General features: G+C 45.2%; 12 protein-coding genes and 1 tRNA gene. 7 read left to right on the top strand and 6 right to left on the bottom strand.

What is annotated here, in order from left to right:
- Positions 1-39 precede the first annotated feature (39 nt).
- Entirely contained in the window at positions 40-768 is a 729-nt protein-coding gene (locus K1Y79_RS28085; protein WP_220253544.1) for a YoaK family protein, read from the top strand.
- Positions 769-885: 117 nt separating this feature from the next.
- Here K1Y79_RS28085 and K1Y79_RS28080 read toward each other — a convergent pair whose 3' ends face one another.
- Complete coding sequence (locus K1Y79_RS28080; protein ID WP_220253543.1) at positions 886-3333, bottom strand: glycoside hydrolase family 2 TIM barrel-domain containing protein; 2448 nt, start codon at positions 3331-3333, stop codon at positions 886-888.
- Between the two features lie 184 nt (positions 3334-3517).
- On the opposite strand from K1Y79_RS28080, the gene K1Y79_RS28075 reads away from it, so the two are divergent.
- Positions 3518-3591, top strand: a tRNA-Pro gene (locus K1Y79_RS28075).
- 73 nt (positions 3592-3664) lie between these two features.
- Positions 3665-4888 carry an AAA family ATPase gene (locus K1Y79_RS28070; protein WP_220253542.1) on the top strand — a complete coding sequence of 408 codons (1224 nt, stop codon included), beginning with the start codon at positions 3665-3667 and terminating at the stop codon, positions 4886-4888.
- 638 nt (positions 4889-5526) lie between these two features.
- Here K1Y79_RS28070 and K1Y79_RS28065 read toward each other — a convergent pair.
- The 3 genes from K1Y79_RS28065 to K1Y79_RS28055 form a co-directional block, all read right to left on the bottom strand.
- Positions 5527-7713, bottom strand: coding sequence for a DUF3857 domain-containing protein (locus tag K1Y79_RS28065; RefSeq protein ID WP_220253541.1), 2187 nt, complete (start codon positions 7711-7713; stop codon positions 5527-5529).
- A 12-nt stretch (positions 7714-7725) separates the two neighbouring features.
- Positions 7726-9630 (bottom strand): transglutaminase domain-containing protein, encoded by a 1905-nt coding sequence (locus K1Y79_RS28060; RefSeq protein WP_220253540.1) that lies wholly within the window; start codon positions 9628-9630, stop codon positions 7726-7728.
- Positions 9631-9721: 91 nt separating this feature from the next.
- A complete protein-coding gene (locus tag K1Y79_RS28055) occupies positions 9722-10486 on the bottom strand; it encodes a response regulator transcription factor (protein ID WP_236059893.1) in 765 nt (254 codons plus the stop codon).
- 115 nt (positions 10487-10601) lie between these two features.
- On the opposite strand from K1Y79_RS28055, the gene K1Y79_RS28050 reads away from it, so the two are divergent.
- Positions 10602-11258: a DUF1349 domain-containing protein gene (locus tag K1Y79_RS28050; protein ID WP_220253539.1), complete on the top strand. Its 657-nt coding sequence runs from the start codon at positions 10602-10604 to the stop codon at positions 11256-11258.
- A 124-nt stretch (positions 11259-11382) separates the two neighbouring features.
- On the opposite strand, the gene K1Y79_RS28045 is transcribed toward K1Y79_RS28050, so the two are convergent.
- Complete coding sequence (locus K1Y79_RS28045) at positions 11383-12249, bottom strand: helix-turn-helix domain-containing protein (RefSeq protein ID WP_220253538.1); 867 nt, start codon at positions 12247-12249, stop codon at positions 11383-11385.
- A gap of 184 nt (positions 12250-12433) precedes the next feature.
- Here K1Y79_RS28045 and hxlB point away from each other — a divergent pair, with 184 nt between their 5' ends.
- The 3 genes from hxlB (at position 12434) to K1Y79_RS28030 (ending at position 14626) form a co-directional block, all read left to right on the top strand.
- Entirely contained in the window at positions 12434-13018 is a 585-nt protein-coding gene (gene hxlB, locus K1Y79_RS28040) for a 6-phospho-3-hexuloisomerase (RefSeq protein ID WP_220253537.1), read from the top strand.
- Positions 13019-13047: 29 nt separating this feature from the next.
- A complete protein-coding gene (hxlA, locus tag K1Y79_RS28035; RefSeq protein WP_220253536.1) occupies positions 13048-13680 on the top strand; it encodes a 3-hexulose-6-phosphate synthase in 633 nt (210 codons plus the stop codon).
- Between the two features lie 196 nt (positions 13681-13876).
- Complete coding sequence (locus tag K1Y79_RS28030) at positions 13877-14626, top strand: DNRLRE domain-containing protein (protein WP_220253535.1); 750 nt, start codon at positions 13877-13879, stop codon at positions 14624-14626.
- Positions 14627-14723: 97 nt separating this feature from the next.
- Here the strand turns inward: K1Y79_RS28030 and K1Y79_RS28025 are convergent, their stop codons facing one another.
- Positions 14724-14867, bottom strand: coding sequence for a hypothetical protein (locus tag K1Y79_RS28025; protein WP_220253534.1), 144 nt, complete (start codon positions 14865-14867; stop codon positions 14724-14726).
- Positions 14868-14982: the final 115 nt, after the last annotated feature.

Below are 14982 nucleotides of genomic sequence, written 5' to 3'. Positions count from 1 at the left end.
ACCACTTATCAACCACTTATCAACCACAGAAAGTTTTCTATGTTAAGAGAAGTCTCGGGGCAACGAAGCCTCAAAAAAAATCTGATGCTGGCATCCTCCACAGCGTCAGTAGCCGGTATGACGAATGTCGTAGGCGTACTGGCATTTCTGTCTTTTGTCTCCAATATCACAGGTCACGTGGCCACCCTCGCAGGAAAAATAACAGAAAAGAATCTTTCAGAGGTATATACCGTCGCCTATTGGCTGTTTATGTTCTTTTTTGGTGCTTTTGTATCCAACTTCATTGTCAAATCACTGGACTATAAAAGTACCTATTTCGCTCATGGAGCCCCGATTGTACTGGAGATTATCATCCTCCTTGGCGTAGCGTTATATGGTAATGACGTCTATAACGGAAGCGAGTTTCAGCGCGAGGCTATAACGGGCGCAGTATTATTCTGTATGGGTCTGCAAAATGGATTGGTGTCCAGAATCTCGGGTGGATTGATCAAAACCTCCCACCTGACAGGTATGGTTACGGACCTGGCAGCTGAACTGTCAGACCTGGTGCATCCGAATGCCGAAACGACACGTACGCTGATCGAGAAGATCTATATCAGGCTCACCGTCCTTGGCTCATTTATTATCGGAGGTATACTGGGTGGATGGATGTTCAATAATATCGGAATGGCTACGTTCTATGTGATTCCACTTGTACTGATGACCATCCTGCTGTATGATGTATATCCGGTACTCCTGCACCGGTTCATAAAGAGCTTTAAATCATAATGTTAAAATCCTACCAGTTGAAAGACTTTTTTCAACTGGTAGGTCCGGTTATCCTCGGGTATAACAAGGGTAGTACTAGCGACGAACAAGCGACGAACAAGCGACGAACAAGACTTATCAATCTGTCTTAATCGCAATTTTAGCTTTTTTCAGCCCTTCAGCTGCCACTTCAAGGGTGATGCTTCCAGGGTTGTGATCTGCCCTTAAAATGGCTAATGCGTGTCCTTTATACGTTTTTATATTTGATTGTTGGAAGCTCGCCGGACAGTCAGGACATGCGTTCCCTGCTCCGGCTAGTGTACCCATACCCTTGATAGTCAACTTTAATGATAAATTCGCATCTGGTACGATTCTCCCCTGATCATCTACAATGTCAATATTCACATATGCCAGTGAGCCTGTGCCGGCAGGGATCTTCGTATGATCTGCTGTCAGCCTGACCGCCACCGCCTGGTTGGCTGTCACCAGGGCCGTACTGCCGGTCTCATTACCCTTGGCGTCATAGGCGTAGGCTGTGAGTACACCTGGCTGATAAGGGATGTCAAACGTAACTGTCAGCGGCGTATTATCGGTCACCTCTTTACTGCCAATCTTCTGTTCATTCAGCACCAGATCGATGCGTTTCCCGCGGGTAAACACGCGCACCTGCATCAGCGAGTCTTTCCTGCCCGGCCAGGTCCAGGATACCGATTCATCAGGCCATCCCCAGGCGCTCACCTTCTCCTGCTTACCGGCGGGGACAGGGGTATGTACCAGCATGGCCACCGGACTGTTCCGCCATACTACATCCCGGAAATAGGATTGGGCCTTCTTATGACCTATCAGGTCTATATCGCCGCAATTGGCGTTGATCCAGGGGTAGGTAAGCCGGCCTTTACCTGTACCAGAATAAGTGCTATGACCAATGCCGGCTTCTCCCAGATAGTCCATTGCTGTCCATACAAAGTCTCCTATTACGTAAGGTAGTCCAAGCACCTGGTTCCAGGCATCGTAGCGTTCTCCCGGAAGCGTTTCAGTGCCCATCATCACCCGCCCTGGTACCCGCATGGCATCGAGTGCGTAACTGCGCCATTGGTAATTGTAACCGGCCACGTCCAGCAGGGCGAATGAGGCGTCAGTAGCCTGCCATTTGTAAGGACGTTCCTGGAAGTCATTTTCAGCAGCAGTAATGGCCCGGGTGGTATCTAACCGGTGGATAGCATTGACCATATTACGGGTGATAGTCAGGCCGCTTTTATCCGCCCGTTCCGGGATTTCATTACCTATACTCCACATCACTACAGACGGGTGATTCCTGTCCCGCAGGATGACACTGTTCAGGTCCCGTTCCCACCAGTCGGCAAAGAAGCGGTGATAGTCCTGGGGCAGTTTCTTTTCCTGCCATACATCAAACAGCTCATCTATCACCAGCATGCCCAGGCGGTCACAGGCTGCCAGGAATGCTGCTGACGGTGGATTATGGGAGGTACGGATGGCGTTAAAGCCGTTAGCTTTCATAAGGGCTACCTTCCTTTCTTCCGCTCTGTCAAAGGCGGCTGCACCTAGTAGTCCGTTGTCATGATGCAGGCATCCACCTTTCAGCAGCAACCGTTCTCCGTTCAGTAAAAAACCTTTCTTCGCATTGATAGTAATATGTCTGATGCCGGTGGCATAAGTCAGTTCATCATTGATGGCGGGTTGTTTATTAGCAACAGTATCCCGCAAGCGGATCACTGTTGTGTATAGGCAAGGGCGTTGCGGCGACCACAACGCAGGATTGTTGACCAGCAGTTGTTTAGTAATTGTAACAGGCACATTTCCTTGCAGGAATACGGGTTGTGCGGTAGTGGCAATGACTTGTCCGCTGCTGTCTTTCAGACAGATCTCCAGTATACGGGTAGTATGACTATTCCCCTGAACAGCAGTTGTCACCTGAACAAGCGCGTGTTGTTTATTAGCCACCGGGAAAGAGATCAGGGTACTATCTTTCAGTAGTCTGTCGGCCGGTAACACTTCCAGGTATACATGCCTGTAGATGCCTGCGCCGGTATACCAGCGGGTATTCAGGCCTTCGTTTCTGACGCTGACAGCGAGCACGTTCTTTTTACCGGCAGGGGCCAGATAAGGCGTGAGGTCGTAGGTGAAGGGCGTGTACCCATTGGGGTGGTTGCCGAGGTGATGACCATTCATCCATACGTCGCTGTTCATATAGACGCCGTCAAACCGTACTGTCACTGCCTCTCCGGCAGGGATAGCCGGCAATGAAAATGACTGTCTGTACCAGGCGGTACCTCCGGAGATATAAGCGCCATGTTCCTTTGCAGGGCTGTATTTGTAGAAGGGGCCGATGATAGTGCTATCATTCTGGCCAGGCAGGTCTTCAATAGCCCAGTCATGCGGGAGGTGAATAGTTCTCCAGCTGTTATCCGGAAAGTCAGGTTGTGCAGCAGCGGAGATACTATCTTTTTTGAATCGCCAGTTGTCATCCAGCAGCTGGCTCGGTAGCAGGGAAAGTTTTTTCGTTTGTCCGTAGGCGATCAATGGGAGTAAAAAGCTCCCTATCAGCAAAATTTTTTTCAGGCCCATAGTCATCGTCGGTTTTCTTTATCAGCGGGCGTTTCAGGGTCTTTCCCTTGTGCCGCCCCGAAAGGTATTTCAAAAAAACTTATATTTTCTTTGAAAATTATTTGGTGGAATCCAAAAACTGCCTACCTTTGCAATCCCAAACATCGAAAGCGATGGTAACAAAGCGAAGATGTCAGTCGGGTCTCGGGGCGTAGCGTAGCCCGGTATCGCGCCTGCTTTGGGAGCAGGAGGTCGCAGGTTCGAATCCTGCCGCCCCGACTGGAAAAAAGGAGATCAAGAGATTGATCTCCTTTTTTGTTTTTGGTATATTTGATTTGTTAGATCCAGAAGTATGGAAAAAATCAGCATTCAGAATTTCGCAGGCATTCAGGAAATGGACTTCGAGTTTAAGTCTGTTAATATTCTCATTGGTCCGCAAGGTAGTGGGAAGAGCGTTACTGCGAAGTTGCATTTTTTCTTCACAAGCTTTTTCCAGGAGTTGATTGGTACTATCCTGAAGGGTGAAGACCTGGATTTACTCAAAGATATCCAGGAGGAGAAGTTTTTAACATTCTTCCCCAGGGACACTTGGCCATCAGATAACTTTAAGATTACCTATTCAATTGGCGAAGTTCACTTTGCTATAAATAAGACAGACAATCAGCTTCAGTTCACCTACTCAGATTATGTCCAGGCTGCCATCAGTAAAGTAAAGGCTGCATATGAGGAAGAAGCCGATAAGCTGAATAGGATTAGTAAAAACAATACGGATGCTGAAAGGATTAAAGAGCTGATTAATCAGCATATCCATGAGTCGCTTTCCAATAATCAGTTCTTTATACCTGCAGGCAGGAGTTACTTTGCAAACTTTCAGAGTAATATATTCCTGTTACTAAAGACTAATAGTTCACTGGATCCACTACTCATTGAATTTGGCGCTAATTACGAGGCGTTGAAGCGGATATACAAGAATAAGAGCCTTTATCCTGATAAAGCGGATACTGCCTTTGATGAGATTATTGCTGAGATTCTAAGCGGTGACTATATCAGAGAAGATAATGAAGACTACCTTGTTCATAAAGACAAGCGTAAGGTTAACCTATCCAATGCTTCTTCCGGGCAACAGGAAACATTGCCTTTGATCATTTTTTTGTGGGTGCTACATCACGGTACCTTAGGAGGTGCAACTATCTATATAGAGGAGCCTGAAGCGCATTTATTCCCTAACGCGCAAAAAGCTATAACACAATTACTGGCCAGGGTCTTTAATGATAGTGAGCATGCCTTCCAGATATTCGTGACTACTCATAGCCCGTATATTTTATCCTCTTTCAATAACTTGTTAGAAGCAGGAAGACTTGCAGAACTGATGCCAGATAAGGCGCGGGATATTGAAAGAATTGTTCCTTACCAGGAACAGCTAAAATCGGGATTGTTAACGGCATATTCTATCAGCAATGGTAAGATAGGGAATCTAATAGATCAGGAGACAAATCTCATCACACAAACAGAACTGGACAATATCTCGAATGATATTGCCATAGAATTTGGAAAACTTTTAGATATTGAGTTTTGATGGAAAGATGTAGAGTAACCTCCAAAAACAAGATTTTTACGTTTGAAGAACAAAGAAGTAAGCTTATATTAAAAAACAAAGATGAGGTTGAATCTGTACGGATACATGTCGATGGGTGTGAGATTACAGAAGGTCAGCGATGTGATTATATGCTTCTGGCCAAAGGCATCGAGTACTATATCGAATTGAAGGGACAGGATTTAGAACATGCAATCAACCAATTGAAGCAAACAATCTCCATACTTGGATCTAAGAATAAGCAACAACAACGGATATGCTATATTATTTGTACGAGAAGTCCTATGACTTCGACACAGATACAGAAGTATGACTACGAGTTTCGCAAACATTATAATTCCAGGTTGTTTATTAAGTCAAGCCCGTATACTGATACGTACTAAAGCGACAAGGGCACTCGCCCTCACCAACACATATATTCGTTTGATTGTATCTCCAGTGCCAGTCAGGTAAATGTAATCCTGCTGTTTGATATACCGGTGCGTATGAACTTGTCGTCAATATTAAATACTGGGAGCGACTATTCTATAGTATAAAAAAAGAAGCTATAAACAAAAAGCGACATCCCATAGTTGGCATATTCAACTATGGGATGTCGCTTTTTAATACAATCTTACTGTTTACATCTTCTTCAGCAGCACTTTCTGTTTATTAAAGTCAGATGCTGCATCCATAAAGGCTATCATTTTAGACCAGTCAGCAGATGTTTCCTGATGATGCTTATATACCTTTTTTATGGAGAGTATCAGCTTGTTGTCTTCCAGTTTAGTGCTGCATTCAAACAAGCCGGTTTCGTTATTTACAGACTTGTTCAGGTTTTCTGCACCTTCCAGCTGATAGCCCTGAGGAATGTTAATGATGATATCATATGATGCTAAGCGGGGGAAAGGCATGTTAATATCATAAGTACGTTTACGCTCTTCCGCCGTCAGTGATATCTGTTCAGTGATCAGTTTGCCGATATCTAGCATGTAATTATTACCAGCTTTCTTCACAAATCCGTCCATTGTAAATGATTCCTGGATAGTTAAAGGCTTGTTCTGTTTTTCCAGTCCCTGTTCAGCTACTTTATAGTGCGTAACGGCGGTAGGTTTAGTTCCAAATTCACTGGTGATATTAGAGCTGACAGTTTCATCCATATCTTTCCTGGCTTTGCTGAATGCTACGTCAAACTCCTTTGCTCTTTTTTTGAAGGAGCCGGTAGCCATCAGATCCTGATCTCTGGAGGAAGCGACATGCAGGTTATTGCGTTCTTCATTTAGCATATCTTCATACAGCAGCATGTCGAGATAGTTATACCGGTACTGTCCCGTCGCACGGATAACACGGTCTATGCTGATCTGCTGCAGATTGTCTGCCGCAAAAGTTACATTCATTTTCTCTGCGTCCGTGTTTTGCTCAGCAGTGCTCATCGGTAGAGTAATCTTCTTAAAAGAATTTGCTTTCTCTCTGGAGCTGCCACTTACCAGTACGCTATATGCCTGCTGACCTTCCAGCTGAGTTGGCAGTTCGTTAGGGAAGCTGAGCATGTTGCTCATGAAGCAGTACATGGGTTTATCATCCGGATAGGCAATGATAAAGTAGTTCAGGTCATCCAACGATACCACATCCTGCAGCGTACCTACTCTGCGAGGCACCGCCGCTGCCAGTTCCGTAGGAATGTCATACCTGATCAGCAGTTGTCTGAAGGCATTCGCAGTATAATGCTCGCGGGGATAATATGTTTTTCTTGACTGTCCTACCTCTATGGAAGTACCTGCAGAGGTTTCTTTATAGAGAGAGGAGTAGCGGATGTAGTAGTAGGCCAGTTCAGCGATCGTCTTTTTGTCGATATCTTTTCTTCTGATGCCCGTCCGGGTTGCATAGTCTGCCAACAGGTCAGGGAAACCGTTTATGATGGATGAGATGGTAGGATAGGCAGCATTCACACTGATGATCTCATAGGTAAGGAAACGCTGGATGCGTTCTTCATCTATACCATTGGTAATCTCGTTGCTTTTTAATCCGTTATAGGCCAGTCGCAGCGTCGGCAAGGCTCTTTGCTCATACAGCCAGCGTTCATCAGTTACTTTGGGAACATATGATTTATGAATAGAGAACACATAGTTATCTTTGTCATCACTGCGTTTCAGTTCTGACTGTTGGTCGTTAAGATAACGCCAGGATACCCCCATTCTTTTATCAATAGTCACATTCAATGAGAAGTTAAGCATGGGGTATTTCTCACCGATGGAGTAATCCAATGGATCGGGAGAGGCATAAAAGCTGGAAGCTTCTTTTTTGGTTCTTACATAAAAGTCTATGATGTCACCGACTTGCAGGTCAGAGATAGCGATCTTTTGTTTTTTATCGTTACGTTCGTCTTTGATGTTCACCGCGTCTTTCATGTCGATATCGCGCTGCTGGCCATTGGGCTTAATCACGCGTATGCCCATGAAAGAGGTCAGTTTCACACTGCTGGACCAGCCAGTTGTTTTCAGTTTCTGGAGGTTAAACTCGGAGTAGTTTTCCAGGGCAGCCTTGTCTTGAATCTTGATGCGTTCATGTAGGGTGAAGGCGATGTTATCCTGACGGCGGGTCTTGTCTGCACCCAGGGTAACTTTCATTGCAATGATAACCGCTGATTCGTTATTGTAATTTACAGGGATATCTGTTCTGGCAAACACGGGGTCGTTAGCACCCCAGATTTCCTGTTTTACTAACTCGGCTTCTTCCTGGTACTCTTTTTCCTGCTTCGACTGCGCATGGGAGTGGTATACTGCGCCAAGTAGTATACCGGATAGGATTAAAAATTTGTATTTCAACATAGGTAAGGGAGTTTATAGTTGGGTAAGGGTAATCTGTTCCAGATACTTCTTAGACAGCGCTGTAATAGCTTTATTCCATTCGCCAAAGTCAGCTTTGGACAGATAAGTGTTCGTTATTTTTAGTTGCTTGTGGTAGCTGAGTTTATTGCCGGTAGCTTTGTAAGTGATATCAAAGGTGAAATTAGGCGATTTGATATGCAGATCTTCCGGCAGCATCGATACCTTATATCCATTGGGAATGGTCAGCTCTGTTTCGGTGATGTAGTTGGATTTGGTGCTCAGGCGTACATCGGAAGTGCGCTTTACAGTATCGATGACAGCGTTATTGTACTCTTTGTTGAAGTCAATATCAATGTACATCTCTTTGCCAAAGGATGACACTGCATCCTGATAGGTGAGGTCGAAATTGACTTCCAGGTTCCCATCGCGCTGGTCCAGTGGAGAGGTTACCACGTTAGAGATCTTATAGTGTTGGTCGCTGTTGGTGATGTAGCTTTCGAGCGCTGTTTGTAAACGGTCCTTTTTTGTGAGGTTGACGTTATACAGCAGATCTGACTTGCTTTCACCATTGTATTGATAGTTGATCTTACCGCGCATGTTGTTACCGTCTATAGTAAGCGATTCTTTGAAGCGGCGGATGTTCTGTTCTGCAGTAACGGCAGGGACATTTTCCAGTAAGCAGTTGTCTCCGTTTTCAATCATGACCTGCCGGCCAGCGATGCGCTCTGCATAGATACCAGGTTGCATATACTTCTCTGTAGCATCCAGGAACCACCATTTGTTGTTGTACTTTACTGCACAGATCATGTGGTTGTCAGCACTGAGAGATGGTATGCTGTGGTCGTACATGATGTGGTTGGTACCTATCCAGCACAGGCGTGCGTCGAGGCCAGCATGCAGCAGTAGTTCCTTGGTGAGATTGGCCATACCTTTACAGTCTCCGTACTTCTTTCTCATCACCTCATGCGCTTCGTCAGGTTTAAAGCCTGCAATACCATCTTCAAATGCGATGTAGCGTACGTTCTCTTCTACCCAGTAAAAGATGGCTTTCATCTGCGCAAACGGGTCAGTAATGCCGGCAGTGATCTCACGCGCTTTAGCGCCAAGTAAGGCAGTATCTGGCTTCAGCTGACCGGTCAGCGTGTGGCACCATTGGTATAGGTCCTGTGTAGTACCAAAGTAGACTGTCTTTTCACCTTTGTAGTTAGCAGCTTTGCTGCGTACCAGTATATGTGGATAAATCCAGGTAGGACCAGGACTTCTGGACATTGACTTCATAGCCGGCAGTCCTTTGGCAGTATAAGTATGGACATCCGCGTCCAGTTCTTTGTTATAGCTCTTTTCAGATTGAACATTGTGGCCCTCAAAATGGAAGGTATGTATTTCAACATCCATCCACCGGGGCACGATCACGCTGATCTTCTTTTGTTGTCCGGGATAGTCTTCATTGAGGTAAACAGTAGTCAGATACCGGGGATCTTTGATCTCTTTTTCGATAGTTACCTCACTGTGAGATCCCTGGAGGGCAAACGGCAGATTAAAGTGACAGATTTTCATATCTGAATAGAAGTATTCATCTACGTTCAGATAATCGTAAGACGGGATAACAGCTTTAGCTCTTTTACCATTGACAGTAATGGCTACATTCTTGATTTCTTCCTGGCTATTGTAGCTTTCTGAGAAGCGGATTTCTGAACGGAACCCGTTGCATATAAAGTCTTTATATAGCGTCTGTTTGATGACTACCTGCTTTTGCCGGCTATCGTATTGAAATTCATACGTTTCCTCGACATTAGCGAGTGCTATGTTATCATCATTTGTCTGGGCGTCTACAGAAAGTGGATAGTACAGGAATAACCACATGCTCAGGCACAGGAGCCGCCTGGCATGAAAACTGATTAGCAGCTGATGCTTCATAGTAAGGGATAGGTTGGGTAAATAAGGTGCTAAAGTACTAAAAAAGAGTTGATTTCATATTAAGTATTTCAAGGTTGGAACCCGGTAACTGCTACCCTAATAGTGCAATGGCATCCGCTATCCTGCAGGCCTCCAGGGAGTTCCTGACATGCAGCTTCTCCAGGATATTCTGCCGGTGCCTGTTCACCGTATTGATGCTGATAGAAAGCAATGCAGCAATCTCTTTACTGCTTTTCCCGATTTTGATAAGCTGTAGCAGTTCTTTCTCTCTGAAAGACAGGATATTGCTAAACTGTTGGTTATCAGATTTGATCACCTTGCCAGTCTGGGTATTCAGGATAGTACCGTGGTAGTTGTCGGGGGATAGTTGATTGACGCCGAAGTTATATAGGCACAGGGCGAGGCTGATACTACCCTCGTTATTACTATGCAGATAGAACATGCGGTGCTGGACAGACACGTATTCCTCCTGGTTATTGCGCATCCGGAGGTAGCTGTTGACCTGGTAATCTGCCCGTTCTACCGGTGGGAGGCTTTTCAGCAAGCGGAAAAACCGGAGCTCCAGGAGGTGTTTTTCCAGGAGATGGTCAGGGTGTATCCTGCTGAAGATATCCTCTTCCCAGATAGAGTCAATTTGCCTCATTTCCGGGCTATAGGGCAGGTTAAATTCCCGGGCGATATGTCCGGTATGGATGTAGCTCTTATCGTTCTTTAAATCGCTTAAAACGCTGATTGCGTTTTCGACACTGGCATACATAGCAGCTATCCATTGGCATTGTGCAATTATTGCGGCTGTATCCTGGCCGGAGAATGGCTGTCTCAGTAAGTTGGCATTGAGCGTCTCAAATACATTCATCGTTATCTATGGTTATTTTTAACCATTGTGCCTTAATAGGCAAGAGTTTACCTTTGTAAAGATAATAACCGGTATGGTTATTTGCCCTTTATAAACATATATTAATAATTCGTAAATGAAGAGGATAATTCTCGGTTTGCTTATGCTGGCAGGCGCGCAAATGCTGTCTGCCCAGACCCTTGAAAAGATGCAATGGTACAATGAACCTGCCAGCTGGAAAATTAACAACAAGACACTCACCATGTTCGTAACGCCGCAAACCGATTATTGGCGTATTTCCCACTATGGATTTACTGTTGATGACGCACCGTTTTACTATACTACTTACGGTGGAGAGTTTGAGGTAAAGGTAAAACTTACCGGTGCTTATAAAGCCCGCTTCGATCAGATGGGTATCATGATCAGAACAGATCATAAGAATTATATCAAGAGCGGGGTTGAGTTTGTTGACGGTAAACTGAACGTCAGCACCGTAGTAACACATACTACCAGCGACTGGAGTGTAACGCCACTGGAGAAAGTACCACCTTTTATCTGGATAAAAGCTGTCAGGAAGCTCGACGCTGTGGAGTTCTACTACTCATTTGATGATGTTAACTATGTGATGACACGTAATGCCCCCCTGACTGACAACCACCCGGTAATGGTTGGACTCATGGCAGCCTCTCCCGACGGACAAGGATTTGAAGCCAAATTTGAGAGCTTTACAGTAAAACATCTGCCCGATCAGCGCCGCCTAGAATGGTTGAAGGCTAATGCTGAAAAGCAATAATCAGAAGATATACACGGGAACTATATTATGCCAACAGCCGGCCCATTAAATATGAGCCGGCTGCCTTTTTCATAGTTGTTGTCAATATCCTTTACTTGCTGCAAGTATAGCATCGCTGATTATCTCAGGTTACCAGGGTATTCAGCAAGGTATCTATATGATGCTTTACGTGTTTCTGAAAGGCCTCGGGTGTTTGCCCGGTATGTACCTTGAAAAACCTGCTGAAATAAGGCCTGTCTTTGAAGCCTAACAGCCAGGCTACCTCTTTGATACTATTCTCACTATGTATTATCTGGCGCTTCGCTTCCAGTATCAGCCGGTCATGCAATAACTGGATCCCAGTCTGATTCAATACCTCTTTTAGTACCTGGTTCAGGCGTTTTGCACTAATGGTGAGCTTATCCGCATAAAACTGCATATTCCGCTCCTCTATATAATGATCTTCCAGTAATAGCAGAAACTCATAAGCGCGTTTCTGGTTAATATCCAACGTTGTAAATTCTTCCTGCTTCATCTTAATCAGATGTAGTAAAAATACCTTCAGCAGTGACTTGATCATGGCCAGATTACCGGAATGTTCACGATATTCCGCTTCCAGTAACTCATATACTTTCTCCAGTCTTTCTACCATATTCGGCGTAAGACGTAAAGTCGTAAACTCTCCACTGATATTAAATATCCGGAATACGTCTAATGCAAAGTCTTTGTCTTCTTCCTCCAGCAACTCGCGCTTAAAGGAAAACAGGATACCCTTCTTGCCTGCTTTATTCAACTGGTGTACCCTGTACGGAGGCATGAGATATACCCAATGCCCTTTCACAGATGATAACTCTGGGCCTACCTGGTGCAAGGGATACTCGTCCTGCAACCATAATACCTCAAAAAAGTCCTTTCTGCCAGGGTCATATAAATAGCTCGGCGGACAACTATCCAGATTCCTGATATATAACAACGTCTGTTCTAAAGGCGACCTGCTTTCTTGTTCCAACATACCAACACACTTTTCAATTAACAGTATGTAAAGTTACAACGTCTGCATTGGATAATTTGCCCATTAGATAGGATAATCAGGATATAGATGCCCGCATGTTTCCTGATTGTACCATTGATTGGGCGGATAGTATAAAGCAGAACAGCCTGCTGACCAGTAACTTTGTCATCGAAATAAGGAACACATGATCGCATTTGATAAAGAGGCTCTGGTAAAGAGTTTGACAGTGGATCTCCCCATGATCCTGGAAGAAAATGAGCGGCTCACAAAGAATGTATCAATCGATGACATCACATCTCTGGCATTACTACTACAACAGGCCAACAGAATATTTGTGATTGGTGCAGGAAGGACCGGACTAATGATGAAAGCAGCAGCCATGCGTCTTATGCACCTGGGGTTGAATGTGCATGTTGTCGGAGAAACAACCACGCCAGCCATTCTGAAAGGAGATCTGTTATTGGCCGCTTCTGGTTCAGGTACTACCAGCTCTATCGTAAAGGCGGCCGAAAAAGCGCATGCCGCCGGTGCAACAATAGCTGCATTATCCACCACCACCGAGTCCCCCCTGGCAGGCATAGCACAATTTGTATTGGTAATACCGGCAGCGCAGAAACAGGACTTTCATGGCACTATCTCCAGGCAATATGCAGGCAGCCTGTTTGAACAAAGTGTGCTCATTGTCACCGATGCACTTTTTCAGGCTATGTGGAAATTAAGTGACGCTCCACCAGAAGAAGTTTGGAAGCTTCACGCAAATATGGAATAGTATACAACGTAATATCTAAAGAATAATATATGGCAAAATTACAGGTAGCAATTGATTTGCTCACTACAGACGAAGCATTGGCACTGGCAGGAAAGGTAGCGCCTTATGTTGATATCATCGAGTTAGGAACTCCGCTGATCAAGAATATGGGTATAGGTGTTATCACCGCGATGAAAAAAGCTCACCCGGATAAAATAGTATTCGCTGACCTGAAGACCGCTGATGCCGGTGAACTGGAAGCAGATATCGCATTTAAGGCAGGTGCAGACCTGGTTACCGTATTAGGCGTTGCTGGTAATGCTACCATTGCCGGGGCTATTAAAGCTGCTAAAGCGCATGGTAAAGGTGTGGTTGTTGATACCATCGGTGCGCCGAACAGAGTTGAAAGAGCAAGAGAAGCTGCTGCTTTAGGGGCTGAATTTGTAGAACTGCATGCAGGACTGGACGAACAATGGACACCAGGGTATTCTATCCAGGTATTGATAGACGAAGCGGCTGTTGCTAACACACCAGTATCTATTGCAGGTGGTGTGAACCTGCAGAACGTACAGGCTGTAATCAAAGCTGGTGCTCAGGTGGCAGTAGCTGGTGCAGCTATCTACGCAGCTCCGGATCCTGCTGCTGCAGCAAAAGCATTACGCGAAGCAATTGACGCTGCCTGATTAGGTTAGGGTTGTTCATGTGATAAAAAAGCGTCTCATTCCAACATGAGACGTTTTTTCTTATTAGACTGCTGCCTCCCTTCCACTATCGCTTATTAACTTCGTTTACATATTTGAAAGTATACCCTAATCCGATAACAACCCACAACATTTTGTTCCGTTAATTTCATAGTAAAACCCTTAATCCCTCATGTTCATGAAAATGAAACAACTACTCCTCTGCATGTCTGCTATGACAATGCTCGCCTTTGCCGGCTGCCGTAAAGAAAACAGTGATGCTAAACTCCCAGCCGCTTCACCGGATAGCGAGCTGGCTGCCAAGCTAACGACCGGCGTACACTCTTTAGAGCTGACTGCGCTGGCCAGCAGCACGCAGTACGATTGCCTTGTTAACAGCAATCCTCCCTATGCTGGTGTTAACCTGGTAAGTAATCCCGATCTGGGTACTTCCGCCTGGACATATTCCGGTACAGTAGGTATATCGAGAGACTTCTTCGGATTCTCCGGTATCGGATTCCTGCCGCCTGGTACAACGGTTACTTCGGCTATATTGACTCTGTCAGGCCTCGCGCCAGGTACTGCTGTGGCCAATCCTTTAGGCAACTCCTTCTATCCGGGTTCTCCTTATAGCTCCTACGGATCCAATGCTGCCTATATCAGGCGGGTTACAGGTCCCTGGAATGAGAACACCATCACGTGGAACAACCAGCCTGCTACAACAGTTACTAACCAGGTTGCAGTTCCTGCGTCTACTACCCAGTGGAACTATGGCGTTACCCTTAATGTGACCTCATTAGTGCAGGATATTGTGAACAGTGGACAGAACTACGGATTTGCATTGCAGCTCCAGGTGGAAAACTACTACCGCAACCTGAACTTCGCTGGTAGCAGAAACAGCGATCCTGCGAGAAGACCTAAGTTGAGTATCACTTACTCAATTCCATAATCAGTCAGTTCTCAGCTATTGCTATTGTATATGAAAAAGGCCACATCATTACTGATGCGGCCTTTTTTAACGGTACCCATTCTATTTGTAGTACTTACTATGCCAGTTCCATTTCGCTAACCATTTTCTCTACCTGCTCCAATACCGTCTGACGTAACACTTTTACCAGTTCAGGAATAAAGTTGCCATCAGCAGTATCTGTAAGCCCACGGACAACTGCCGGTAAGCGGATACCGGCCATTACATGCACATGATTATGCCAGGACGTTCCACATCCTATAATTGTAAGATTAGCAGCTAGTAGTTAATTTCAGGCGAATGCCAGGTAGAGAATAAGTATTAAGGTCTTTGAGGTT

Source organism: Chitinophaga rhizophila (assembly GCF_019492185.1).
GTDB lineage: Bacteria > Bacteroidota > Bacteroidia > Chitinophagales > Chitinophagaceae > Chitinophaga > Chitinophaga rhizophila.
This window is presented reverse-complemented; position numbering and strand designations above follow the sequence as displayed.

Coding starts and splice junctions, on each gene's coding strand:
- K1Y79_RS28085 (WP_220253544.1), top strand. CDS start 40: ATGTTAAGAGAAGTCTCGGGGCAACGAAGCCTCAAAAAAAATCTGATG.
- K1Y79_RS28080 (WP_220253543.1), bottom strand. CDS start 3,333: ATGGGCCTGAAAAAAATTTTGCTGATAGGGAGCTTTTTACTCCCATTG.
- K1Y79_RS28070 (WP_220253542.1), top strand. CDS start 3,665: ATGGAAAAAATCAGCATTCAGAATTTCGCAGGCATTCAGGAAATGGAC.
- K1Y79_RS28065 (WP_220253541.1), bottom strand. CDS start 7,713: ATGTTGAAATACAAATTTTTAATCCTATCCGGTATACTACTTGGCGCA.
- K1Y79_RS28060 (WP_220253540.1), bottom strand. CDS start 9,630: ATGAAGCATCAGCTGCTAATCAGTTTTCATGCCAGGCGGCTCCTGTGC.
- K1Y79_RS28055 (WP_236059893.1), bottom strand. CDS start 10,486: ATGAATGTATTTGAGACGCTCAATGCCAACTTACTGAGACAGCCATTC.
- K1Y79_RS28050 (WP_220253539.1), top strand. CDS start 10,602: ATGAAGAGGATAATTCTCGGTTTGCTTATGCTGGCAGGCGCGCAAATG.
- K1Y79_RS28045 (WP_220253538.1), bottom strand. CDS start 12,249: ATGTTGGAACAAGAAAGCAGGTCGCCTTTAGAACAGACGTTGTTATAT.
- hxlB (WP_220253537.1), top strand. CDS start 12,434: ATGATCGCATTTGATAAAGAGGCTCTGGTAAAGAGTTTGACAGTGGAT.
- hxlA (WP_220253536.1), top strand. CDS start 13,048: ATGGCAAAATTACAGGTAGCAATTGATTTGCTCACTACAGACGAAGCA.
- K1Y79_RS28030 (WP_220253535.1), top strand. CDS start 13,877: ATGAAAATGAAACAACTACTCCTCTGCATGTCTGCTATGACAATGCTC.
- K1Y79_RS28025 (WP_220253534.1), bottom strand. CDS start 14,867: ATGGCCGGTATCCGCTTACCGGCAGTTGTCCGTGGGCTTACAGATACT.